Consider the following 21,233-nt stretch of genomic DNA (forward strand, 5'->3'; position numbering starts at 1 on the left):
TTCTTTGGACTCGCGTCAGGGGCCAATGCATAGCAAAGATACCTAGCCTCCTGCCCGCTTCGCCTCCGCCCCGACCATCTCGATCGCGTCACCGGCGTTGCGCAGCCGATCCCGCGCTGCGGCGTCCATCAGCGGGGTCAGTTTGGCGGGCTCGGCCAGCAGGCTTGCGACGAGCTTGTTCAGGTCCTCCCGCCCCGCGAGACGGGGGAAAACCTCTGCGACGCTGCGGGCCGTAGTCAGGTCGCCGGACCGGTAGGCAGCCAGCAGCAATTGGACCGCATCGGTCTCCGAAAAATCACCAGAGGCTGTCCTCCACAATGCGCGATAGGACCGCGTCGCCGCTTCCCAGTCGCCCTTCTTCCAATGGAGCTGCGCCTGCAACCGGAGATGGTCGATCGATTGCGCGGTGACCTTGGTGTCCAGGGCCGCATCGGTCTTTCCGGCCTCGGCCAGAACGCGGGCCTGCAGTGCGTTGAACTGGTTCAGCTCCTGCGCGTCGGCGGGACGCTCGGAGGCCTCCAACACCTTCGCGGCACGCGCGAATTGCCCGCCACGGGCAAGCGCTTCCGCCTCGCGAAGCGCAAGATAGGCCATCCGGTCCTGCGACACCGCCTCGGGGTTATCTTTGCGTTGTACGCTGAGAGCCTCTCGGATCTTGCGATATTCCGACGCGGCTTGCGTCGTGGCGCCCAGCTCCAGCAGACGATCCGCGAATTGCTCGGCATAGGCCTGGAAATCGGCGCGAGCCTCGTAATAGGGCTCCAAGCGCTGATGGCCTTCGGTGAAGGCGGTGAGCGAGATCTTCCCCGCCGCGCCTTTCGCATAGAACGCCTTGAGCAACCGATCCGCCGCCTCGGCGGCCGTCCGCGCCTGCGGGCGGTCCGGGAAACGGGTCAGGATCTCGCCATAAGCGATCAGCGCCTCCACATCGCGACCGCTCTTTCCCCCCAGATGCGCGCGCTGTTCGAGGGCCTGAAGATCGAACCGGTCGCCGCGCCACGCAAGATTGGCCTCGGCGAGCATGGATAAACCTTGGTCCGTCGTGAGCGCACCCTTCGCAAGGCCGAGATCGACCAGAGCGAGCCGCGCCCGCTGAGCGTATCGATCCCGTCCCTTCGCTGCTTCGCGATAGGCGGCGTAGGCCTTCTCCGGATGATGCGAATGCTCTGCCACCCGCCCGATGAGGAAGCTGTAAACCGGTTGGGCCTTCAACTCGGGATAGTTGTCGAAATCCCGGCTCAGTCGCTCGGCCAGCGTCCATTGCTTGACCGCGATCGCGCCTTCCAGAAGCGCGGGCAGGCAGGCCTCCACGAAAACGGGCGGATAGGCGGGCAGCCGGTCCGCCGCACCCGCGAGGTTCCCCTCGAGCTCCTCCGCGTCGCCCTGCGTGATCGCATTCAGCGCCGCCCAGAGGTGATAATCCTGCCAATTCGCCCAATCCGCATTGGGCAAGAGCGTGCCAGTCGGCACCCCCACCCCTTCCATGATATCGAACCCGGCGGCGATCGCGCGCCAGCGGGCCTGTTCGGCGGGGATCAGACCGTCGGGCATCTCGCCGCCCAGCACCGACCGCCCCTCGGGCAACATGACATGCGCGAGATAGAATTCAGCCAGATTGAGCCGCGCGACCGCGCGCGACGGCCCGGGCTCGGCCGCGGCGAAACCTGCGGTTAGCGCATCGCGGTCCGCAAGGAAGCCCGCCTGAGTGTATTGCGCGAAATCGAATGGTGGCGGCGCAGGTATGGCCTCCGCCGCGGCGGGGCCGCACAGAAGACAGAGCGCCAAAACGCCGCCCATCAAGGGGAAACCGCCTCGCAATTCCATCACCTCTTGCCCAAACGCGCCATAATTCCTTCCCTCTTTAAAGAATAGTATTGATTATTCCAAGAAGAGCAAACATTATTGACCAGAAATCGGCAGCAGTCCAAGCAAAGCCACAAGTTCTATTCGCGCGGGCGGACATTCATGGATAGCTCAAATTACGTCTCCCTATCCCTCGCCTCGACGCTGTGGCGCAGTCTCGACATCTCCGCCAACAACATGGCCAATGCCAACACGGCCGGCTTCAAGGCGGAGCGCTCGCTGACCGAGAGCTTCGAGTCGAAGGGCAATGCCGGGGCCGAGGATGACGTGAGCTACGTGCTCGACAAGGGCTCCTATCTCGACGACCGGCAGGGATCCCTCACGAAAACCTCGAACCCGCTCGATGTGGCGCTGAACGGCGATGGCTGGTTCGCCTACCAGACGCCGGCGGGCCAGACCGCTTTCGGGCGCGACGGCCGGCTGACCGTCGACCCGCAAGGCAATCTCGTGACGCTGTCGGGCAATCGGGTACTCGACCGGGGCGGCGCGCCGATCGCGATCCCGCCGGGCGAGGAGATCACCATTTCCCGCGACGGCACGATTTCGGGGCCGAATAGCGGCACGATCGGCACGCTGGGCATGTTCACCGTGCCCGACATCCAGAGCTACAGCCGGCTGGGTGGAGGCCTCTTTGCCGCGCCCGGGGGCACCGTACCCGCCTTTACGCCATCCGAAACGACGCAGGTCGCTCAGGGTTTCATCGAGGAGAGCAATGTCCAACCGGTGGTCGAGATGACCCGGATGATGGACATCCAGCGCTCCTATGAGCGCGCGGTGAAGTTGATGGATGAACAGAACAACCTTCGTCAGGAAACGTTGCGCAGGCTTGGCAAAGTCTGACCGGCGCGAAAAGGAGCTGAACCATGAGAGCACTTGGAATTGCCGCCACGGGGATGCTGGCCCAGCAGACCAATGTGGACGTGATCTCGAACAACATCGCGAACGCGAACACCACCGGCTACAAGAGCACCCGCGCCGCATTTCAGGATCTGGTCTACCAGTCGCTGCAACGCGAAGGCTCGCTGACTTCTGCCGACGGGACAGCGCGCCCTGTGGGCGTGGATATCGGCCTCGGCGTACAAAGCGCGGGCGTGGTGCGGCTCAACACCCAGGGCGGGCTCGTCCAGACCGAGAACCAGCTCGACCTCGCAATCGACGGCGGCGGCTATTTCACCCTCAACATGCCCGATGGCAGCCAGGCCTATACGCGGGCGGGTACATTCCAGCTGAGCCCCGAGGGACAGATCGTGTCCCTCGACGGCTACGAGGTCGCGCCCGGGATCAACGTCCCGGCGAACACTACGAATGTCGAGATCAACCAGCAGGGCCTCGTGATGGCTTATGTCGGCAAGGACCCGACCCCGGTTCAGATCGGCCAGCTGACGATGGCGACCTTCGTCAACGAGGCGGGGATGAAACCGCTGGGCAACAACCTCCTGCAGGCGACGACCGCGTCGGGCGATCCGACCGAGGCGCTTCCGGGCGATCCGGGCGTGGGCATCCTGCGTCAGGGTTATCTCGAAAGCTCGAACGTCAACATCATCCAGCAGATCACCGATCTGATCTCGGCGCAGCGCGCTTACGAGATGAATTCGAAGGCCATCGAGACGGCCGACCAGATGATGTCCACCTCGAACCAGATCAAGTGATGCCATGAGCCCGATACGCGCCTCCGCGACCGCCGTTCTCGCCACGCTCGCCGCCGCGCTTCTCGTCGCCCCCGCGAGCGCCGAATCCGTGCGTGTGCTGATCGCCGAGAAGGCGGAGCAGTCCTGGGGGCTGGAGATGCCGCCGAGCGGCCATTTCGAGATCACGCTGCAAGACAGCGACCCGGGCGACGCGGAGATGATAAGCGACTTCTGGATGGACCGCTCCACGGGGCAGTTCCTGGCGAATGCGGTGGAGGCCTCGGGCGACGTGCGCCGCCTCGCGGGGCTTGCGCTGCTCAACGTGCCCGTCCCGGTGCCGACGCAGCAGTTGCTTCCCGGCAAGATTCTTTCCGGAGATGATTTTCAGGTCGTCGACCTGCCCTACGGTCAGGTGGGCGCCTATGCGGTGACGCGGCTCGACCATCTGGAGGGGATGCAGGTGCGCCGCGTGCTCGCCCGCGGACGCCCGGTGATGAGCCAATCCATCACCGAGCCGGTCATCATCTCGCGCGGCGACCCGGTCTCGATCGAATATTCGAAAGGCGCCATGTCCCTGACCGCGCCCGGCAAGGCGATCTCCGACGCCCATGCCGACCAGTCAGTGCGCGTGGTCAATCTCGTGAGCAACAAGATTGTCGAAGGCATCGCCAAGCCCGACGGCAAAGTGGAGATTCAGAAGTGAGACATCCGTTCTACATCCTGCCGATGCTCGCACTGGCCGCCTGCGGTTCCGGCACGGCCTTTGAGCGCGACCCAAAAGTGAGCGACATGGTGGTCGATGGCGACACGATCCCCGAGGTGAACCGGGTGAGCGTGCCGATGCCGCCGCTCGAGCCCACGCGCATTCCGCAGCGGGCCGAGGCCGCGTCGCTCTGGCAGACCGGCTCCACCGGCTTCTTCGGCGATCAGCGTGCCGACAAGGTGGGCGATTTGCTGACGGTGGATATCAACATCAAGGACGAGGCGCAGCTTCAGAACGCGTCCCAGCGGAGCCGCGACGGCAGCCAGAGCGTCGGTTTTCCGACCTTCCTTGGCTATGGCGGCAAGATCGCCAAGATCCTGCCCGGCGTCAGCGAGAAGGACTTGCCCACCGGCAGCAACATCGTCGATCTCAGCTCGCAATCGACCTCCAACGGCAGCGGCTCGATCAAGCGCAACGAGACCATCAGCCTGAAGGTCGCGGCCCTCGTGATCCAGAAGCTTCAGAACGGGAATTTCGTGATCGCGGGACGCCAGGAGGTGAAGGTCAATCACGAGCTGCGCGAATTGCGTGTGGCCGGGATCATCCGTCCCGAAGACATCCGGATGGACAACACCATCCCCTACGAGAAGATCGCCGAGGCGCGCATCTCCTATGGCGGGCGCGGCCAGATCAGCAAGGTGCAACAGCCCCGCTACGGGGAAGACGCGCTCGACGTCGTCCTCCCCTACTGATCGTCTCCGATGCCGCGCTGGAGAACACTCGTACTGCTTGTCGTGGTGGTGCCGATCGTCGCGGCGGGGCTGGGCTATCTGGGCGGAAGCCAGATCGCACCGCGACCTGCTGCCCCAGAAGCGCCGCCCGAACCCGCGCCGCGTGACGTCGCCTTGGGGCCTGTCACGGTGCCGGTCTACCGGGCGGGTACGATCAGCTATTTGAGCGTCGACGCAACACTGGTGCTGAAGGGAGACGGGCTTCCCGATGGCCCCGCGCTGGTGCCGAAGCTGCGCGACGAGACACTCGACCTTTTGAGCAAGCTCGCGGATAACCGGATGTTCGATCCCGATACGGTCAAACCCGAGGACCTCGCCACCCTGCTAGAGCGCGGCCTCGCGGACCGAGTACCCGGCCTGCAAGCGGCCAAGGTAAACAGCGCCGAGCCGTTCAAGCAGGGATAGGAAGCCTCCCATCACGGATCGCGCCCGGTGCAGGCGTTTCAGCCCGACACCGCGACGATGAGCGAACTCGGCACTTCCTCGCCATTGCGAAGAACCAGCGATTGCCCCTGCGAAGAGAAGCGCACCTGCTCCACCTGCGTGCTGGGATAGGTGTCATACGAGACCGCATTACCATCGGCGTCCTGCGCGTCGATCTCGACCCGGAACGTGTCATCCGGCACCGGCAACCCCGCAGAATCGCGCCCGTCCCAGTTCAGCGCGATCTTCTCGCCCGCCCGTCCGGGCAGGCCAGTAATCCGGCGCAGTTCGGTCCCCTCTTCCGTCTTGATGATCGCGGTCACCTTGTCGGCGGGTGCGGCAAGCTCGTAGCTGGTGCTGGCCTGACCGTCGCGCAACTCGATCCGGTCGGAGGCGAGCGACACTGTCTTGCCCATCAGGGCCACATCCGACATCGCACCCATTGCGCTCAGCTTGGCATCGATGGTCTTGAGGTTGGTATTGGTCTGCACCGTTTGCTCGACCTGACTCAGCTGCGCCAGCTGCGAAACGAATTGCGTGGAATCCATCGGCTTCAGCGGATCCTGATTTCGGATCTGCGCCGTCAGAAGCTGCAAGAAGCTGTTGTAATCCGCCGAGATCTTGGACTGCGCCGGGTTCGCCTTGGCGTCGGCCGCGGTCGCAGCGGGATTGGTGCTTGTCGGAGAGATGCTCATCGGTGGCTCCTCAGGTCCTGATATCCAGTTGTCCGTCGAGAATGGTGGGCTGCCAGTCGGCGCCCAGCACGGGGATGTCTTCATCTGCGGCAACATGCGCGCCGGAGGCGCGCTCATCGCCCCGTTCGCCGTGACCGCCGAACTGCTCGAAATCGAGCGCGCCGCTATCCATCTGCAGTCCCTGCCCGGCGAGGATCGCCGCCAAGGTCTCGCGATCGCCGCGCAACGCACTCAGCACCGCCGGGCTCTCGGCGCGCACGACCACGTTGACCTGACCACGCTTGTCGCGCTCCACGTCGATCTCGATATCGCCGAGCCCGCGCGGGGTCAGCGCCACGCGGGTGCGTCCTTCCTGCAGATCCGCGCGCCGAAGCTGCGTCGCGACGAAGGCCGCGAAGCGCGGCGAGGGTTGAGCCGCCGTCTGCGCCGATTGGGCAGCAGCGTCGCTGCGCGCAACGTGGCTGGCGTCATGCTGCGTGAGCCGCGCCACCGCGGTTTCGGGCAAGACGCCTGCACGGGCGGCCTCGGCAAAAAACTGGGCGGGCTTGGGGTCGCCCTTGCTCTGCGCTGCAGGCAGAACCGCGGCTTGCGCCTCGACCTTGCCGGTGTTCGTGGCGCCGTTGGCGGCAGCTTCCAGCACGGCGCGCACCCGCGGGTCCATGTCGCTCTGCTGAATCTCCGCCGTGAGCGGCGCTGGAATCACCCCGGCAAGCCCCTGCGGAACGGCGATGATCGCCTGCGCCTGCGCCTGCGCCTGCGACTGCGTCTGCGTTGCCTCAAGCTTCGGCTGTGCCGCCGGAGAGGATAGATTGCCAGCAGAGTGCGCGGGCATGCGCCCCGCTACCGACGGAATCTGCGCACCACCCGTTTGCGGCGATGCCGTCCCAGATGGCTTCGCTTGCAGACCGAGCGAGACCAGAAGGCTCGCGAAGACCGCGTCGATCGTGTCGCTTTTGTCGCTCGCACGATCCGAGGCGGGCTTTGCCCCCGCGCCGTCAGTTTGCAGCCGCATACCTTCAAGTGCCCGCGTCAAACCTTGCTGCAGCTTCGTGCCATGCGCCGCGTCGAACTCCGTGAGGACCGTAGCCAGCGACGCGCCCAGCTTTTTGAGCACCTCGCTCATCGACTTGCCCTGCGCCAGCTCTGCCAGCGCGCCGTCGCGAACCGTTTGCAGCTTGCTGGCCAGCTCGGCCTGAAGCGCTGGATTGTCGGTCAAGGCGGACGCTGCGCCTGCGCCAGCCTCCGGCGTCGCGGCCGCCGTGGCAGCCCCCACGCCCGAAGCTGCAAGCCCATCCGCCGGCACGCCCTGCACGAGCGATCCGAAACCGGTCCCCTCTGTCGCGGATTTGCGCCCGGTGCCTGCGGCCGACGCCGTTACCTTCAACAATGTCGCGGCTATCGCGTCCATCTCATCACCCTCGTCACACGAAACTCATACGCTTGCTCCGGGGCCTCGAGGCCGCCTGCCACGCCATGAACGGCGCGAACCAGTCGCGATCCTTTTCGTAGCCCAACTGCTCGAGCAGGTCGAACAGCACCGGGAAGCGCGAGAATTGATCGAAAATCCGCGCCCGATGCTCTTCGTCGAGCCACTTCGCACGCGCCTTTTCCACCGGGCGCACACCGTTGAGCGGGCCTTGCAACTCCTCGGGAATTTCGGCGGCGCCGAAATCGGAAAAATGCCCTTCGAATTGCAGACCGAGCGCATCGCGCAACTTCTGCTGAATCCTGTCGGGATCATTGACCAGGTCTTCGTATTTCAGGAGGAATACACCCTGCGGGAAAATGCCGGATCTCAGCACGGTCCCGATCGCCTCGTGAATCTGCAGAAACCCCGGCATCACCGGCGCGGGCGCATCCGGCCCGCCGATGAAATACATCGCGTCCGCCGAGATGAAATAATCGTCCGGCACCGCCGAATGGCGGCTCACGAGGATGTCGCGCGGGTCGCGCAGCGGCACGATCAGATCGATCCGCTTGCTACGGACATTCGCCCGCGCGACATTCGCGACCTGGAAAATATCGAGCGGCCGCTTGCTGACCCAGTCGCCCGGCTGCCCGATCGTGGAAAGCGCGCTGGTCTCGCGCGGCGGGATTTCGAAACCTTTGAGAGTCTCGCGCAGCATGTTGTAAAATAGCGTGGTGCCTGCGCGCCCGTGCCCTGCGATCATCAGATGACGTGCCATCGCCCTTCTCCTCAGTTCAGCATCGCGGGGCTGAAGCCGCGTTTTTCGAGACACCGCTTCAGCCGGAGGAGCGCACGCTTCTCGACCTGTCGGGCACGCTCACGGCTGATTCCAAGATCACGGGCCAGATCGTCGAGCGACTCCGGCGGCGTCTGCAATTTGCGCCGCAAAACGATCTCGCGATCCGGCGCGTCCAGATCATCCAGCGCACTGCTCAGCACCTCATGTGCAGCCTGCGCGGCGGAGGACGCCAGCGTCTGTTCCTCGGGTGTGAGATCGGGGCTGGGCATCATCTCCATCAGGTCGGCGTCACTGTCATCGAAGGATTTGGCGTCCAAAGCGACGAGACCGGTCAGAAGCTGGCTCGCCTCGGGATTGTCGAGCCGCCCCATCCGCGCATCGAGATAGACCCGCGCCGGCACGTCGATCACCGTTTTGATCCGGGCGAGGGCGTTCAGCACGCAAGTCATCACCCACCAATGCGAGTAGGTCGAGAACCGGACATCCTGCGTCAGATCGAACCGTTCGGCGGCTCGCATCAGACCGATGATCCCTTCGGCCACGAGGTCTTCGAGCTCGACCGGATTGGACGCCCAGCGACGCGCCTGCGCGTAGGCCTGCCGGACATGCGACCGCAGCAGAATTTCAAGCGAGTTCTGATCTCCGTATTCCTGCCACCGGGAGATCGCCTGCCGCTCTTCTTCGACATCGAGAAACGGCGCATCAAGTGCAGCACGAAAGCTCAATGCAAACATTACCCGCCTCTATTCACTCTATTCTTGCTGAACAGAAGACCACGGCGCCCTGTTTGGAGAAAGCTTTACTTGATTAAAGGCGAGTTAATCGCAGTGTTTTCTGGTTAACCCTAGATTAACGCCCCAAAAGGCAGCGCCGCCCCAAGGGCGGCGCTTCGTATTTCCAACGATGTCGCGGTTGCACGGCCCACCCGCCGAGCAGCGCGTTCATACCGGGCTTTCGGCACTGTACTCACGTTCAGAGATAGCCGCCCATCGCGGTTGCGCTGCAATCGCGCGCATCTTCGTGCACCGAGAACTCGCTCCGGGGCCGCGACGCCATGGCCGGCAGGCGGAGGTTGATCGCGCGGTCCCCAAAACCATGCTTCACCTCCGCGGCATTCGCTGGCTCGATGACCACGAGGCTTCCATAAGGCACCTCGATACCCAGCTCTTCCACGAGCACGTCGCCAAGCGAAATACCCGGCAGAAGCTCTTCCGACTCGGGCAGCACGAGCAGGCTTGCTTCCTTGTGTGTCGAACGCAGCACCACGGTCTGCGCAGGCAGAAGCGCAGCCGCCACCAAACTTCCCTGAGAACCTGCTCCGGCTGACACTTGCTTCACCGAGCCTTCCCAAATTTGCGCTAACAAATTGTTACTTTTCATGGACATCCCTAATCCCCAAGTCCCCCAAAGTCAGTGGCTGCAGATTACCAGCGATTCCCTTTCCCGTAAGGTTAAGGATTGTTAAAACTGCAAGGCGAGTAAGGATAGTTCCTGCCCAAAAGGACAACTTGCCGCCGCGCCGAGTTATCCCCAGGCGAACCTCGAAAGAAGCGTCGATGACCCAATTTTTCATGGCCTCTTACGCTACAAGTTGTGGCTACAACTTCAATCATCCACAGCTTGTCGACGGTTCCGCTACAAATTGTGTGCTCACGATCAATCGCTGAGACGTTAACAATTCAGCGCTTGACAGGCACTCCCTCGAAACCAGTTTCGGAGGATCAGCGAATCAACCTTAGGTTGCAGAGTCTGAGGGCTTTCGCTGGGGAATTTCATAGAACGAGTATCCGGCGGATCGCACCGTTTCGACGACATATCGGTCGCCGAACGCATCGCGCAGCTTCTTGCGGATCTTGGTGATGTGAACGTCAAACTTCCGGTCGCCATAGACCCACATAGTGTTGTCGATCCGGCGCGAGAGCGCGTCGCGGGTCACGATTCGACCGCCGCTGCGGATAAGCTCGCACATGATCTCCCGCTCCATGGGAGTCAGCTGGACAGCTTCAGTCGCGTCTGGGCCGGTGAGCCGGTTTTCCTCGTCTATCTTGAGGCGCGCGACCCGCCTCTCTTCTCCCGGGAAACTGATGGGCAATCTGCTCCCCGCCCGAAGCCAGAGGCGCGCCGTCAACTCCCTGTCGGAATAGGGCTCCCGGAGCACGTCATCGGCGCCAGCGAGGATCATCTCGGCAGCGAACACTCCGTCGCTCGAGGGATCAACGAAAAGGATGAGGCTCTCGGGCGTACTGACACGCGAGGTGCGGATCAGATCCGCTGCGCCCTCGGGCTGCGCAAGACTGATCATCAACAGGCACGGATTGCCATGCAGCAGGATATACTGCTCCGCCTCCACCGCCGTCGCGAACGGTAAGGAGCCCCAACCACAGCACGCAAGAAAGAAGGCAGCCAACTTGGCTTGCTTCGCGTTTTCTTCCGCTACGACGATAACGTTCTGTCTCCGCATGGCGCTCGAGCCAAACAAAAGGCAACTCCCCGTATCTCTCTGCGCGTCGACGCGAACCTTAGGTTTCGCGCCGCCCCCATCGCGCAGCCCTTTTTTTGAATAACGCAGCGCCAAGCTGAAAGAGAGAGCGTAAATCCGCCTGCCCCGGCATGTTCGCGTTTTCAAATTTTTTTACCTGCTTTATGCAACTAATTTACGTGTTTACACCTGACAAGCCCGACCAGTCATTTGACATGGACCGCGCCTTCGTGACGTCTCGTGGGAAAAGTTGATTTCTTTGACCTAACTTTAAGAATTCCTTCAATCTTTCTCCCGTAGGACAAAAACATGTGAGGATAGACATGACGCAACATTCCCCGGACCGGTCCGGCGAGCCTGCGACGTCCCGCGTCCCTGCGGTGCCAATCTCGGAGAGCGTCCTACCAGACCGACTGATCTGTCTGGAAACGGGCCGCCCAATCAAGATGTTGAAGCGTCACCTCCAAAACCTACTCGGAATGACCTTCGAGGAATATCGCGCGAAATGGGGGCTTCCGCCGGATTATCCGACGACCGCGCCGAACTACCAATACGCCAAGCAGCGATGGCGCACAAAAGGCAAGCTCCATTGAGCAGCCACAGGACAGGCGAAGCACTCAGCGAAACAATCCTGTGCAGAAACAGTGTTTTCTCCGGAAACCCAAACACAGATTCACGCGTTCATTGACAGAAACGCGCCTCGCACGTAACTTTCTGGACTAATCCGGGGAGAGTGCAACTTTAAGCATTGGAGAGACCAGATGTCGAAGGACCGGCCCACGGATGCAGCAAACATTATCGCGACAGTTGCTGCGGCCTATGCCGCGCGTTCGGATGTGACGGCGGATCAGGTGGTCGACCTCGTGGCGAAACTCTCCGCGCAGTTCGACGAGGATCTGCACAACGCGGCCGCCAATCACGCGGCAGAGGCGCCAACAGCTAGCTCCAGTCCCGCGCGGCCGCAACCGGCGCTGCCCGTGAAAGAGGCCGTCACCGAAGACAAGGTTTTCTGCCTGTGCTGCGGACGCGGCTTCAAGATGCTCAAGCGCCACCTGGGCTCGGAACACGGGCTGAGCGAAGACGAATATCGCGCCCTGTTCAACCTGCCTGCTGACATGCCCCTCGTCGCACCGAGCTACTCGGCCCGCAAAGCGGCCTATGCCAAGAAAGTCGGATTGGGCAAACACAGCCGCGACGACTACGAAGCATCGCTCCACGACGCCTGAGGAAGGGTCGGCGGGCACGAGTTCCGCCACTCTCGGCAGGATGCCAAAGCGGTCGGCCAGCATCTTTGTTTCCAGATCATGAACGATTATCGCCCTTTTTTGGCCCATTTTTAAGCCGACAACCCACACTCAAGGGCTGCAGAAAACGCATGCCCAGAGAAGACTGCTGGCTCCTGCCAGCGAGGTGGGAAAGGGCAACTCATGGCACGGTCGAATCAGGCGCCGATCATCGTGAAGCGGAGCGATGACGATCACGAATCCGAGCATCACGGCGGAGCGTGGAAAGTCGCCTATGCCGATTTCATGACCGCGATGATGGCCTTCTTCCTGCTGATGTGGATTCTCTCCGTTTCGGACGAGAACCAGCTCACGGGGATCGCCGATTACTTCGCCCCTGCGAAAGTCTCGATGCAGGCCCCCGGCGGCACCGGCCCCCTCGCCGGCGAGACGATCGGGCCGAAAGGGGTGCTGAACGCCTCGCGCGCCGACGACACGATTCCCGCCAATCCCGGCGTCGGGAGCGAGACAGCCCCCTCGACCGAGCTGGCCAACGCCTCCGGCAGTTCCAAGGAGGCCACGCCGGACGCGACGACGAATAAAGTCGCCGACGCGGTGCAGGCGACGGCAGAGGCAGGCGACACAACCGGCGCGAAGACTGCTGCAGCCACACCGCATGCCGTCGACGACGCCCGCTTCCAGACGCTTCAGACCCGGATCACGCAGGCGATCCAGCGCGTTCCGGACCTGCGTCCGCTGCAGCAGAACGTCCTATTCCGCCGCACGCCGGACGGGCTGAATATCGAAGTCGTGGATCAGGCGGGCAAAGCCATGTTCGCCTCGGGCAGCGCGAAGCTCGATGGGCCCACGCTGGCGCTGATGGATCAGCTCGGCCGCGCCCTCTCCGATCTGCCCAATGACGTGCTGATCGCGGGGCACACCGACTCGGTCCCCTATCAGAAAGCGGGCGGTACCTATGGGAACTGGGAACTGTCCTCGGACCGCGCCAACGCGACGCGCCGGGCGCTCGTGGCCGCCGGTGTCGCCCCGGAACGGGTCACCCGCGTCTCGGGCCTGTCGGATACCGATCCGCTGAAGCCGGCCGATCCGCGCGATCCGTCGAACCGTCGGATCACCGTCACCCTCGCCTATATTCAGCCCGAGGCCGACACGAAAACGCCGCCCGAGGCAACGAGGCCGCGTCTCGAAGCGAATGCCGAGCAGACCCCGCCTGCCCCTGCGGTCGAGCAAGCGGCGCCCGAAATCGTCACACCCGCGGCGGCCACCCCGTCGGATCAGCCTCAGAAATACAGCTCGATCGCGATGGATGACCTGCGCAGCGCTCTGCAGTAAGATTCTGGACACAAAAAAACGCCGGCGCGAACCCTATCGTGCCGGCGTTTTCTTGTTCGGTGGAGGCGAAACTCAGATCAGACCGGCATGGACCATCGCCGCGTCGATCGCGGTCTTCGTCTCGGGCAGCAACTCGGTCAGCGGCAGACGCACCTCGGCCGAGCACATCCCCAGCTTCGACATCGCGTATTTCGCACCCGCCACGCCCGGCTCGAGGAAGATCGCCATGTGCAGCGGCATCAGCTTGTCCTGATAGCTCAGCGCCTTGGCGTAATCGCCGGCAAGCGTCGCCTCCTGGAATTCCGCGCAAAGCTTGGGCGCGACGTTCGCCGTCACCGAGATACAGCCCACGCCGCCATGCGCATTGAAGCCGAGCGCCGTCGCGTCCTCGCCCGAGAGCTGGATGAAATCGGGCCCGCAGGTCGCGCGCTGCATCGAGACGCGCTCCAGTTTGCCGGTCGCATCCTTCACGCCGACGATACGCGGCAGCTTCGCCAGTTCGCCCATCGTCTCGGGGATCATGTCGACCACCGAGCGGCCCGGAATGTTGTAGATCACGATCGGCAGTTCGCAGGCATCGTGCAGCGCGCGGTAATGCTCGATCATGCCGCGCTGCGTCGGCTTGTTGTAGTAGGGCGTCACGACGAGCGCCGCATCGGCCCCGGTCTTGCCGGCGTGCTGGATCAGCCGCACACCTTCCGCCGTCGAGTTCGAGCCTGCGCCCGCGATGATCGGAATGCGGCCCTTCGCGGCTTTCACGACCTCGGTGATGACCGTCATGTGCTCGGCATGGCTCAGCGTCGGGCTCTCACCGGTCGTGCCGACCGGCACGAGGCCGTGGCTGCCCTGATCGATATGCCACTCGACAAGTTTCTTGAGCGTGTCCAGATCCAGCTCGCCGTCCTTGAACGGCGTGACCAGTGCGGGAAGAGACCCTTTGAACATGACACGCTCCTTTTTTGGTTGGGCCGGGGGGTTGAGTCGTCCCGGCGGAAATCGGCCGGGTTATAGGCGGTTGCGCGGCTGTTGCCAACTTGTGATTCATCCCCATCTGTGAGAGGCCCGTAGCAAAGGGACAAACCCGCGACCACGAGCAGCCATGATGATCCGACGCCAGTTCCTCGCCGCGCTTGCGGCTTCGAGTTTCGCGCTCTCGCCGGCCGCGCTTCGCGCTGCGAGTTCCGCGCTGTCCGATGCCTTCGCGGCGGCCAATTCCGGCGATTGGGACGAGGCCGAAAATCTCGCGCGTCGCGTGGGCCCCCTCGGCTTCGATGTCATCGAGTGGAAGCGCCTGCGCGATGGCGAGGGCGACTTCGCCGACTATCTCGATTTCGCCACACGTCGCGCCGATTGGCCCGGCATGCCGTGGCTGCGCGAGAAAGGCGAGGCCAAGCTCGACGGCATCCCCCCGCGCGAGGTGATCGCCTATTTCAAGCTCGGCCCTCCGCAGACCGGCACCGGCGCGCTGGCGTTGATTGGTGCGCATCTCGCCCTGGGGCAGAAGGCGCAGGCGGCCGAGGTCGCCAAGACCGCCTGGCGCCAACTGCCAATGGAGGCAGACGAGCAGGCGAAGTTTCTGGCCGACTATCCCTCGCTTATCTCCGCCGATCATGGCGGGCGGATGCAGAACATGCTCGATCGCGGTCACCTGTCGGATGCGCGCCGGATGATCGATCTGGTCACGCCCGGCACCAAGGCCGTCGCCGAGGCGCGGATCGCCCTGCAGGCGCGCGAGCAGGGCGTCGACGATCTCGTGGCCGCCGTCCCCGGCTACATGGTCGAGCGGTCCGCAGGGCTTGCCCGCGACCGCGCGATGTGGCGCTGGCGCGCCGGGCTGGAAGACGGCGCGGCAGAGCTGATCCTCGAGCGGTCGAAATCCGCGACCGATCTGGAAGATCCCGACCTTTGGGCCACGCTGCGCGGCTATCAGTCGCGCTGGGACCTGCGCGCGGGCAATACCCAGCGCGCCTATGATCTGGCTTCCTCGCACCACTTGGAACCGGGCGGGGCAGATTACGCCGATCTCGAATGGGTGGCGGGCTATGCCGCCTTGAAACTGGGCCGTGCCGACACGGCGCTCGGCCATTTTCACAATCTCGAGAAAGCGGTGGACGGGCCGATCTCGTCGTCGCGCGCGTGGTATTGGCAAGGCCGCGCGCTCGAGGTTCTGGGCCGCAGCGACGAAGCCAAGGCCGCATGGCGCAAAGGCGCTGAAAATCAGGACGCCTATTACGGGCTCCTGTCGGCCGAGCGGCTGAACCTGCCCTTGCCAGCGAATTTCGCCAAGGGCCCCGACCTGCCCGACTGGCGACGCTACAAGCTGCGCCATTCTTCCGTCTTCAAGGCCGCGCAACTGCTTTACGAGGCGGGCGAAAACGAGCTGGGCGCGCGCTTCGTGCTGCACCTCGAGGAGAGCCTCGGCCCGGGTAATTTCGGCGCCCTGACCCAATACGCGTTGGAAGAGGATGACACCTATCTCGCGCTGATCATCGGCAAACGTGCCGCACTGAAGGGCGAGATCATCGCGCAGGCGCTCTGGCCGATCCCGGGCCTGACGAGCCATGACCTGGGTGTGCCGGAGGAACTGGTCCTCGCCGTCGCCCGCCGTGAAAGCCAGTTCGCGGTCGGCGTCGGCTCTCCGGTCGGCGCGCAGGGCCTGATGCAGCTGATGCCCGGCACCGCGAAGATGATGGCGGAGAAAACCGGCCTGCCCTACGAGAAGGCGCGGCTGACGACGGATGCGACCTACAACCTCAGGCTGGGCGGCGCCTATCTCGCGGAACTGCGTGACGAGTTCGGCGCATCCTCGGTGCTTGTCGCCTCGGGCTACAATGCCGGTCCGGGCCGCCCGCGAAGCTGGATAGAGGATCGCGGTGACCCCCGCGTTGGGACTGTCGACGTGATCGACTGGGTCGAGATGATCCCCTTCACCGAGACCCGCAACTACGTCATGCGCGTCTCCGAAGCGATCCCACCCTACCGCGCTCGGCTGGGCAAGGAGGAGGTGAAATTCACCGACGTCCTGCGCGGCGACGTGAAAGATTGAGGCGCACTTCCCCTCGGCCTCACGGCCTCACCCGGAATATTTGAACCAAAGCGAAAGAGGCGGTTAAGCCTCTTGGGCCACCCGCGCGCGCCAGAGGGTGAAGAGCCCCGCGCTGACCACGACCCCAGCCCCAATCACCACGTTCCATTCCAGCGCCTCGCCGAAGACGACGACGCCCAGGGTCGAGGCGAAGACCAGCTGGAGATAGGCGAAGGGCTGGATCGCGGAGGCCTCGGCCACCTCATAGGCCTTGATCAGCAGGAAATGCCCGGTCGCGGCAGTGAAGCACAGCACGATCATCCACGCCCAATCGGATGGGATCATGTTTTCCCAATGCCATATGCCCACCACGGTGATTACCACGGCGCCGATCACACCGGTGTAGAAGAAGGACACCGAAGCCGGATCGACCCGACCCACGTAGCGCGTCATCAGCGAGTAGAGCGCGAACAGTGTCGCCGCCGCCAGCGGGATCAGCGCATAGGGGGAGAAAACACCGAAACCGGGCTTGAGGATGATAAGCACCCCGATGAAGCCCACCCCGATCGCCGCCAGGCGCCGCCAGCCGACCTTCTCGCCCAGCACCGGCCCGGAGAGACCCGCGACCAGAAGCGGGTAGCAGGCGAATACCGCATGAGAATGGACGAGCCCGAGATAGACGAAGGCCTGCACCATCACGATCACCTCGGTGATCAGGACGACCGAGCGGAAGACCTGCGCCCAAGGCAGGCCCGAGCGCGTCGCCCGCTTGATCCCGCCCGGGCTGCGCGCCGCGATCGCAAGCACGAAGGCGGCGAAGAACCAGAACCGCACCATCAGCGCCATGTAGACGTTGTAGGTCTCGGCCAGGTGGCGCGAGATGCCGTCCTGGATCGCGAAGATGAAGGTCACCGCGACCATCAGCGCAATGCCGCGGCGGGTCGATTGTTCAACCATGTTTCACCCCGAGCGACATATGGCGTTTGCGCCCGAAACCCGGGCCACGGCTGACCTCGAAACCGGCGGCCTCGAGCGCGCGGCGCACGAAGCCCGCCGCCGTATAGGTCGCGAATGTGCCGCCCGGCACAGTATGCGCGCCGACCTCGGCCATCAGACCCTCGCCCCAAAGCTCGGGGTTCTTCGCGGGCGAGAACCCGTCGAGGAACCACGCATCGGCAGCGCCGTCCCAAGCGGGAAGCGCCGTGCGCGCATCACCCTCGATGATCTCCACCGCCACCGGACCGAGTTGAAACTGACGCTGCCCTGCAGCCCAGGCGTCCAGATAAGGACCGGCGACGGGCGCGGTCTCCGGAAATGCGTCCAGCGCCCGTGCGATCTCGTCCGCCTCCATCGGATAGGCCTCAAAGGAGGTGAAGCGGATCGGGCAGTCCTCGGGACAGGCAAGCCGCAACGCAAGCAGGTTCAGCCCCGTGCCGAAGCCCAGCTCGGCCACGTGAAAGCCCGGACGCAGCCGCGCGGGCAGATCGTTGCCCGCCAGAAACACATGCCGCGTCTCGGCCAGACCGCCTGCAAGGCTGAAATAGGGATCGTCGAACCGCCGCGAGACCGGCACAAGGTCATCGCGCCAATCGAGATCGGCTTTGCTCTGGTCAGGGGCGTTCATCGGGGATAGTCCACAGTCTCCGGCCCAGCCTTGAAGCAGGAGGCGCGAAATGACAAGCGGCAGACACGACATAACCGTGCGCGGCGGCGGCATCTTCGGCCTCGCGATCGCCTTCGTCGCGGCGAAGCGCGGCGCGAAGGTGCGGCTCATCGAACGCAGCCGCATCGGCGCGGGCAGCTCGGGTGGCCATGTCGGCGCGCTCGCCCCGCATGTGCCGGAGAACTGGAACCCCAAGAAACAGTTTCAATTCGAGAGTCTCCGAATGGCCGAGGATTTCTGGGGCGAGGCGCAACGCATCGGTGGCGGCGATCCGGGCTATGCGCGTCTCGGGCGGCTGCAGCCGCTGGCGGATGAGGCGCAGATCGCACGCGCCAAGGACCGCGCGGCGGGGGCGGCCGAGCTGTGGCAGGGCTTCGCCAGATGGCGCGTGGCCGAGACTGCGGAGTTCGGCGCCTTCGCGCCCCCCTCGCCCACCGGGCTCGTAATCCATGACACGCTCACGGCGCGCGCCAATCCGCGCGCCGCCGGGGCCGCGCTGGTCGCGGCGCTCGAAGCGATGGGTGCGGAGATCGTGATCGGCGAGGCCGACGAGGTTGGTCCGGTCATCCACGCGACCGGCGCCGAAGGTCTGGCCGAGCTGAACGCGGTGGTCGGCAAGACCATCGGCAGCGGCGTGAAGGGCCAATCGGCGCTCTTGAGATACGCGGCTGGCGACGTGCCTCAGCTTTTCGCGGAAAGCCTCCACATCATCCCGCATTCCGATGGAACGGTCGCGATCGGGTCGACCTCCGAGCGCGAATTCGCCGCCCCAGACACGACCGATGCGCAGCTCGACGCGCTGATCGAGAAAGCCCGCGCGCTTTGCCCGCCCCTCGCCGAGGCCCCGGTGATCGACCGTTGGGCCGGGGTGCGCCCGCGCGCCAAATCGCGCGCGCCGATGCTGGGTGACTGGCCCGACCGTCCGGGCCATTTCATCGCCAATGGCGGCTTCAAGATCGGCTTCGGCATGGCGCCGAAAGTGGCCGAGGTGATGGTCGATCTGGTGCTGGAAGGGCGCGACACGATCCCCGAAGGCTTCCGCGTGACTGACAACCTGTAAGGGGCTCCGCCCCCGGCTTGCGGCCTCCCCCGGGATATTTCAGCAAGCCCGAAGAGGCAGACCGCGCGCTTTTTCGGGCTTGTGCAAATATCCCGGGGGGCGCGCGTCAGCGCGCGGGGGCAGCGCCCCCTCCGACATGACCCGCCCGCGAGACTTCGGCCTCGGTGATCCCGAAGCGCGGCGCGAATTTCTCCCGTGCCGCGATCAGGCGCGGATCATCGGGGCGCAGGCCGAGGGTCCGGATGAACTCGACGCGGCTTTGGGTCTTGAGCTGATCGCGCGAAATCGCGGTGCCCATCAGCCGGTCGATCACCTCGCCCCCTGCCGTGACGTGGAACCATTTCGAGAAGTCGCGGAAATGGTGCTGGTTGTGCAGCGTCGAGACATGCCGCTCGATCGCGGTCTTCTTCACCGTCACATGAGCGGTGGTGTGGAACCATTCATACGCGAGGAAGGTGGCGGCTCCACCCAGCGGCACGACGGCCACGGCGATGTCGAACGCATGGGGCGCGCCGATCAGCGCCAGCACCGCCCAGAGAAGCGCGGTATTGCCCACGAGCACCGGCACGATCACCGAGAGCGGCGCAAACAGAAGCGGCCAACAGGTCGGGAATTCGTGGTGTCCGTAATGCACCCGGTAGAGCCAGTTGAAGGCCCATTGCCGTTTCGGGGGCGTCATGTGGAAGATGTAGCGATGAAGCCCGTATTCGTTGAGCATCTGCGCCGGGATGCCGAGCAGCGCGACCGCCCAGAGCCACCACGGTCCCTGCGCGGTCCAGTAGAGCGCCGCAGCGACGACTGCGATCATCACCCAGATCGACAGATGGGACAGCATCAGCCGCATCCGCATCGCAAAAATCTCCCGAAATCTCCTCCGGAGATCAGCCTGCCACGGCTTACGCCCACGTCAAAGCATTTCGCGGCGTCAGGGAGTCAGTCGTTCTCATGCGGGATGTTCTTTTCCCGCTCGACCGCCAGCTCGCCTTTCGAGGTATCGGCATCGGCGGTATGCACCGCCCAGTCGCCCTCGCCGGCGGGTTTCGGCAGTTTCTCGGGCGGCCAATCGCGGAAGATATTCGCCTTCGAGATGAAATGCGCCGTGATCGGCGCCGTCAGGAAGATGAAGATGGTGACCATCAGCTCGTGCAGGGTCACGTGGCCCTGCTTCACCGCGAACCAGACCATCGAGGCGATCAGGATCGCGCCCACGCCCAGCGTCGCGGCCTTGGTGGGCGCATGCAGCCGGGTCATCGGGTCGGGCAGTTTGACCAGGCCGAAGCTGCCGACGAGGCCGAAGATGCCACCGATCACGAGCAGCGCGGAAATCAGGATATCCCAGAACAGTTCCATCACGCCCTCACTCGATAATGTCGCCGCGCAGGATGAACTTAGCGAAGGAAACCGTCGCCACGAAGCCCGTCATCGCGTAGAGGATCGACGCCTCGAAGAAGAGCGCGGTCCCCTCCCAGATGCCGAAGAGCACGATCATCGCGATCGCGTTGATCGCCATCGTGTCGAGCGCCAGAACCCGGTCGGTCACGCCGGGCGCCTTGACGACCCGGAAGAGGTTGAACAGAAGCGCCATCGAATAGCAGGCGATGGCGAAGATCAGGGCATAGGTGATCATTCGAAAATCTCCTTCAGGCGGGCCTCGTAGCGGGACTTGATCTCGTCGCGCACCTCATCGGCATCGGGCGCATGCAGCGCGTGGACCAGCAGCGAGTGACCGTCGGCGGCCAGTTCCGCCGTCAGCGTTCCGGGCGTCATCGTGATCGTGCCCGCCAGCACCGTCACCGCCTCGGGCGTGACAATGTCGAGCGGCACGGAGACCCAGGCGGGGTGCAGCTTGGAATTGGGCATGAAGAGGACGATCTTCGCCACCGTGATATTCGCGACGATGATATCCCAGATCACGATGAAGATGTACTCGATGATCTTCAGCGGCTTCGCGAAACTCGGGCGCGCGGGCCAGTAGGGTGCGGTGATCCACGGGATCACGAGCCCCACGAGGATCGCGAAGACCAGCGAGTTGAGCGTGTAGCTATTGGCCAGCATCAGCCAGACCATCACCAGCGTGACGGTCAGGTAGGGGTGGGGAAGGATCTTGCGGATCATATCTT

Annotated in this window: 24 protein-coding genes; 10 read left to right on the top strand and 14 right to left on the bottom strand. The window is 64.1% G+C overall.

Annotation, left to right across the window (positions count from 1 at the left end; translation table 11 throughout):
* Window positions 1-42: 42 nt before the first annotated feature.
* Window positions 43-1,797 carry a hypothetical protein gene (locus tag B6V75_RS16585; RefSeq protein WP_146735146.1) on the bottom strand — a complete coding sequence of 585 codons (1,755 nt, stop codon included), beginning with the start codon at window positions 1,795-1,797 and terminating at the stop codon, window positions 43-45.
* 168 nt (window positions 1,798-1,965) lie between these two features.
* Here B6V75_RS16585 and flgF point away from each other — a divergent pair, with 168 nt between their 5' ends.
* From flgF to B6V75_RS16610, 5 genes are read left to right on the top strand one after another with little or no spacing between them, the layout of a single operon-like run.
* Entirely contained in the window at window positions 1,966-2,703 is a 738-nt protein-coding gene (flgF, locus tag B6V75_RS16590; RefSeq protein ID WP_088720412.1) for a flagellar basal-body rod protein FlgF, read from the top strand.
* Between the two features lie 23 nt (window positions 2,704-2,726).
* Complete coding sequence (flgG, locus tag B6V75_RS16595) at window positions 2,727-3,512, top strand: flagellar basal-body rod protein FlgG (protein ID WP_075775839.1); 786 nt, start codon at window positions 2,727-2,729, stop codon at window positions 3,510-3,512.
* Between the two features lie 4 nt (window positions 3,513-3,516).
* Window positions 3,517-4,194, top strand: coding sequence for a flagellar basal body P-ring formation chaperone FlgA (flgA, locus tag B6V75_RS16600; protein ID WP_088720413.1), 678 nt, complete (start codon window positions 3,517-3,519; stop codon window positions 4,192-4,194).
* Window positions 4,191-4,946 (top strand): flagellar basal body L-ring protein FlgH, encoded by a 756-nt coding sequence (gene flgH / locus B6V75_RS16605; RefSeq protein WP_341865721.1) that lies wholly within the window; start codon window positions 4,191-4,193, stop codon window positions 4,944-4,946. Before flgA ends, flgH begins: the two co-directional genes overlap by 4 nt.
* A 9-nt stretch (window positions 4,947-4,955) precedes the next feature.
* Window positions 4,956-5,390 carry a hypothetical protein gene (locus B6V75_RS16610; RefSeq protein WP_146735147.1) on the top strand — a complete coding sequence of 145 codons (435 nt, stop codon included), beginning with the start codon at window positions 4,956-4,958 and terminating at the stop codon, window positions 5,388-5,390.
* A 38-nt stretch (window positions 5,391-5,428) separates the two neighbouring features.
* Here the strand turns inward: B6V75_RS16610 and B6V75_RS16615 are convergent, their stop codons facing one another.
* The 6 genes from B6V75_RS16615 to B6V75_RS16640 form a co-directional block, all read right to left on the bottom strand.
* Window positions 5,429-6,103 carry a flagellar hook assembly protein FlgD gene (locus tag B6V75_RS16615; RefSeq protein WP_168174498.1) on the bottom strand — a complete coding sequence of 225 codons (675 nt, stop codon included), beginning with the start codon at window positions 6,101-6,103 and terminating at the stop codon, window positions 5,429-5,431.
* Window positions 6,104-6,113: 10 nt separating this feature from the next.
* Window positions 6,114-7,511 carry a flagellar hook-length control protein FliK gene (locus B6V75_RS16620; RefSeq protein ID WP_088720416.1) on the bottom strand — a complete coding sequence of 466 codons (1,398 nt, stop codon included), beginning with the start codon at window positions 7,509-7,511 and terminating at the stop codon, window positions 6,114-6,116.
* Between the two features lie 13 nt (window positions 7,512-7,524).
* Complete coding sequence (locus B6V75_RS16625) at window positions 7,525-8,289, bottom strand: hypothetical protein (protein WP_075775834.1); 765 nt, start codon at window positions 8,287-8,289, stop codon at window positions 7,525-7,527.
* Between the two features lie 11 nt (window positions 8,290-8,300).
* Window positions 8,301-9,044, bottom strand: coding sequence for a sigma-70 family RNA polymerase sigma factor (locus B6V75_RS16630; protein WP_075775833.1), 744 nt, complete (start codon window positions 9,042-9,044; stop codon window positions 8,301-8,303).
* A 238-nt stretch (window positions 9,045-9,282) separates the two neighbouring features.
* On the bottom strand, window positions 9,283-9,690 hold the full coding sequence (locus B6V75_RS16635) for a hypothetical protein (protein ID WP_146194463.1): 408 nt from the start codon (window positions 9,688-9,690) through the stop codon (window positions 9,283-9,285).
* Window positions 9,691-10,045: 355 nt separating this feature from the next.
* Complete coding sequence (locus tag B6V75_RS16640; protein WP_146735148.1) at window positions 10,046-10,789, bottom strand: response regulator transcription factor; 744 nt, start codon at window positions 10,787-10,789, stop codon at window positions 10,046-10,048.
* Between the two features lie 323 nt (window positions 10,790-11,112).
* Here B6V75_RS16640 and B6V75_RS16645 point away from each other — a divergent pair, with 323 nt between their 5' ends.
* From B6V75_RS16645 to B6V75_RS18925, 3 genes are all read left to right on the top strand, one after another.
* On the top strand, window positions 11,113-11,382 hold the full coding sequence (locus B6V75_RS16645; RefSeq protein ID WP_075775830.1) for a MucR family transcriptional regulator: 270 nt from the start codon (window positions 11,113-11,115) through the stop codon (window positions 11,380-11,382).
* Between the two features lie 168 nt (window positions 11,383-11,550).
* Window positions 11,551-12,015, top strand: coding sequence for a MucR family transcriptional regulator (locus tag B6V75_RS16650; RefSeq protein ID WP_088720418.1), 465 nt, complete (start codon window positions 11,551-11,553; stop codon window positions 12,013-12,015).
* A gap of 201 nt (window positions 12,016-12,216) precedes the next feature.
* Window positions 12,217-13,365, top strand: coding sequence for a flagellar motor protein MotB (locus B6V75_RS18925; protein WP_088720419.1), 1,149 nt, complete (start codon window positions 12,217-12,219; stop codon window positions 13,363-13,365).
* 72 nt (window positions 13,366-13,437) lie between these two features.
* Here B6V75_RS18925 and dapA read toward each other — a convergent pair whose 3' ends face one another.
* Window positions 13,438-14,310: a 4-hydroxy-tetrahydrodipicolinate synthase gene (gene dapA / locus B6V75_RS16660; protein ID WP_088720420.1), complete on the bottom strand. Its 873-nt coding sequence runs from the start codon at window positions 14,308-14,310 to the stop codon at window positions 13,438-13,440.
* Window positions 14,311-14,464: 154 nt separating this feature from the next.
* On the opposite strand from dapA, the gene B6V75_RS16665 reads away from it, so the two are divergent.
* Window positions 14,465-16,411 (top strand): lytic transglycosylase domain-containing protein, encoded by a 1,947-nt coding sequence (locus tag B6V75_RS16665; protein ID WP_088720421.1) that lies wholly within the window; start codon window positions 14,465-14,467, stop codon window positions 16,409-16,411.
* A gap of 63 nt (window positions 16,412-16,474) precedes the next feature.
* On the opposite strand, the gene B6V75_RS16670 is transcribed toward B6V75_RS16665, so the two are convergent.
* The gene (locus B6V75_RS16670) at window positions 16,475-17,347 is read right to left on the bottom strand and encodes a DMT family transporter (protein WP_088720422.1); all 873 of its coding nucleotides are present in this window, start codon (window positions 17,345-17,347) and stop codon (window positions 16,475-16,477) included.
* The gene (gene mnmD / locus B6V75_RS16675; RefSeq protein WP_088720423.1) at window positions 17,340-18,014 is read right to left on the bottom strand and encodes a tRNA (5-methylaminomethyl-2-thiouridine)(34)-methyltransferase MnmD; all 675 of its coding nucleotides are present in this window, start codon (window positions 18,012-18,014) and stop codon (window positions 17,340-17,342) included. Before mnmD ends, B6V75_RS16670 begins: the two co-directional genes overlap by 8 nt.
* A gap of 49 nt (window positions 18,015-18,063) precedes the next feature.
* On the opposite strand from mnmD, the gene B6V75_RS16680 reads away from it, so the two are divergent.
* On the top strand, window positions 18,064-19,113 hold the full coding sequence (locus B6V75_RS16680) for an FAD-binding oxidoreductase (protein ID WP_088720424.1): 1,050 nt from the start codon (window positions 18,064-18,066) through the stop codon (window positions 19,111-19,113).
* 106 nt (window positions 19,114-19,219) lie between these two features.
* Here B6V75_RS16680 and B6V75_RS16685 read toward each other — a convergent pair whose 3' ends face one another.
* The 4 genes from B6V75_RS16685 to B6V75_RS16700 form a co-directional block, all read right to left on the bottom strand.
* Window positions 19,220-19,948, bottom strand: coding sequence for a sterol desaturase family protein (locus B6V75_RS16685; RefSeq protein WP_240496990.1), 729 nt, complete (start codon window positions 19,946-19,948; stop codon window positions 19,220-19,222).
* Between the two features lie 98 nt (window positions 19,949-20,046).
* On the bottom strand, window positions 20,047-20,463 hold the full coding sequence (locus B6V75_RS16690; protein WP_075775822.1) for a Na+/H+ antiporter subunit G: 417 nt from the start codon (window positions 20,461-20,463) through the stop codon (window positions 20,047-20,049).
* 7 nt (window positions 20,464-20,470) lie between these two features.
* Window positions 20,471-20,740, bottom strand: a complete 270-nt coding sequence (locus B6V75_RS16695) for a K+/H+ antiporter subunit F (RefSeq protein ID WP_075775821.1) — start codon at window positions 20,738-20,740, stop codon at window positions 20,471-20,473.
* The gene (locus B6V75_RS16700; RefSeq protein ID WP_075776007.1) at window positions 20,737-21,228 is read right to left on the bottom strand and encodes a Na+/H+ antiporter subunit E; all 492 of its coding nucleotides are present in this window, start codon (window positions 21,226-21,228) and stop codon (window positions 20,737-20,739) included. Before B6V75_RS16700 ends, B6V75_RS16695 begins: the two co-directional genes overlap by 4 nt.
* Window positions 21,229-21,233: the final 5 nt, after the last annotated feature.

The organism is Thioclava sp. F1Mire-8, from assembly GCF_002213165.1.
Taxonomy (GTDB): domain Bacteria; phylum Pseudomonadota; class Alphaproteobacteria; order Rhodobacterales; family Rhodobacteraceae; genus Thioclava; species Thioclava nitratireducens.

Bases quoted from the DNA above. Each gene is read 5' to 3' on its own strand.
- B6V75_RS16585 (WP_146735146.1), bottom strand. From the start codon at position 1,797: ATGGGCGGCGTTTTGGCGCTCTGTCTTCTGTGCGGCCCCGCCGCGGCG.
- flgF (WP_088720412.1), top strand. From the start codon at position 1,966: ATGGATAGCTCAAATTACGTCTCCCTATCCCTCGCCTCGACGCTGTGG.
- flgG (WP_075775839.1), top strand. From the start codon at position 2,727: ATGAGAGCACTTGGAATTGCCGCCACGGGGATGCTGGCCCAGCAGACC.
- flgA (WP_088720413.1), top strand. From the start codon at position 3,517: ATGAGCCCGATACGCGCCTCCGCGACCGCCGTTCTCGCCACGCTCGCC.
- B6V75_RS16610 (WP_146735147.1), top strand. From the start codon at position 4,956: ATGCCGCGCTGGAGAACACTCGTACTGCTTGTCGTGGTGGTGCCGATC.
- B6V75_RS16615 (WP_168174498.1), bottom strand. From the start codon at position 6,103: ATGAGCATCTCTCCGACAAGCACCAATCCCGCTGCGACCGCGGCCGAC.
- B6V75_RS16620 (WP_088720416.1), bottom strand. From the start codon at position 7,511: ATGGACGCGATAGCCGCGACATTGTTGAAGGTAACGGCGTCGGCCGCA.
- B6V75_RS16625 (WP_075775834.1), bottom strand. From the start codon at position 8,289: ATGGCACGTCATCTGATGATCGCAGGGCACGGGCGCGCAGGCACCACG.
- B6V75_RS16630 (WP_075775833.1), bottom strand. From the start codon at position 9,044: ATGTTTGCATTGAGCTTTCGTGCTGCACTTGATGCGCCGTTTCTCGAT.
- B6V75_RS16635 (WP_146194463.1), bottom strand. From the start codon at position 9,690: ATGAAAAGTAACAATTTGTTAGCGCAAATTTGGGAAGGCTCGGTGAAG.
- B6V75_RS16645 (WP_075775830.1), top strand. From the start codon at position 11,113: ATGACGCAACATTCCCCGGACCGGTCCGGCGAGCCTGCGACGTCCCGC.
- B6V75_RS16650 (WP_088720418.1), top strand. From the start codon at position 11,551: ATGTCGAAGGACCGGCCCACGGATGCAGCAAACATTATCGCGACAGTT.
- B6V75_RS18925 (WP_088720419.1), top strand. From the start codon at position 12,217: ATGGCACGGTCGAATCAGGCGCCGATCATCGTGAAGCGGAGCGATGAC.
- dapA (WP_088720420.1), bottom strand. From the start codon at position 14,310: ATGTTCAAAGGGTCTCTTCCCGCACTGGTCACGCCGTTCAAGGACGGC.
- B6V75_RS16665 (WP_088720421.1), top strand. From the start codon at position 14,465: ATGATGATCCGACGCCAGTTCCTCGCCGCGCTTGCGGCTTCGAGTTTC.
- B6V75_RS16670 (WP_088720422.1), bottom strand. From the start codon at position 17,347: ATGGTTGAACAATCGACCCGCCGCGGCATTGCGCTGATGGTCGCGGTG.
- mnmD (WP_088720423.1), bottom strand. From the start codon at position 18,014: ATGAACGCCCCTGACCAGAGCAAAGCCGATCTCGATTGGCGCGATGAC.
- B6V75_RS16680 (WP_088720424.1), top strand. From the start codon at position 18,064: ATGACAAGCGGCAGACACGACATAACCGTGCGCGGCGGCGGCATCTTC.
- B6V75_RS16685 (WP_240496990.1), bottom strand. From the start codon at position 19,948: ATGCTGTCCCATCTGTCGATCTGGGTGATGATCGCAGTCGTCGCTGCG.
- B6V75_RS16690 (WP_075775822.1), bottom strand. From the start codon at position 20,463: ATGGAACTGTTCTGGGATATCCTGATTTCCGCGCTGCTCGTGATCGGT.
- B6V75_RS16695 (WP_075775821.1), bottom strand. From the start codon at position 20,740: ATGATCACCTATGCCCTGATCTTCGCCATCGCCTGCTATTCGATGGCG.
- B6V75_RS16700 (WP_075776007.1), bottom strand. From the start codon at position 21,228: ATGATCCGCAAGATCCTTCCCCACCCCTACCTGACCGTCACGCTGGTG.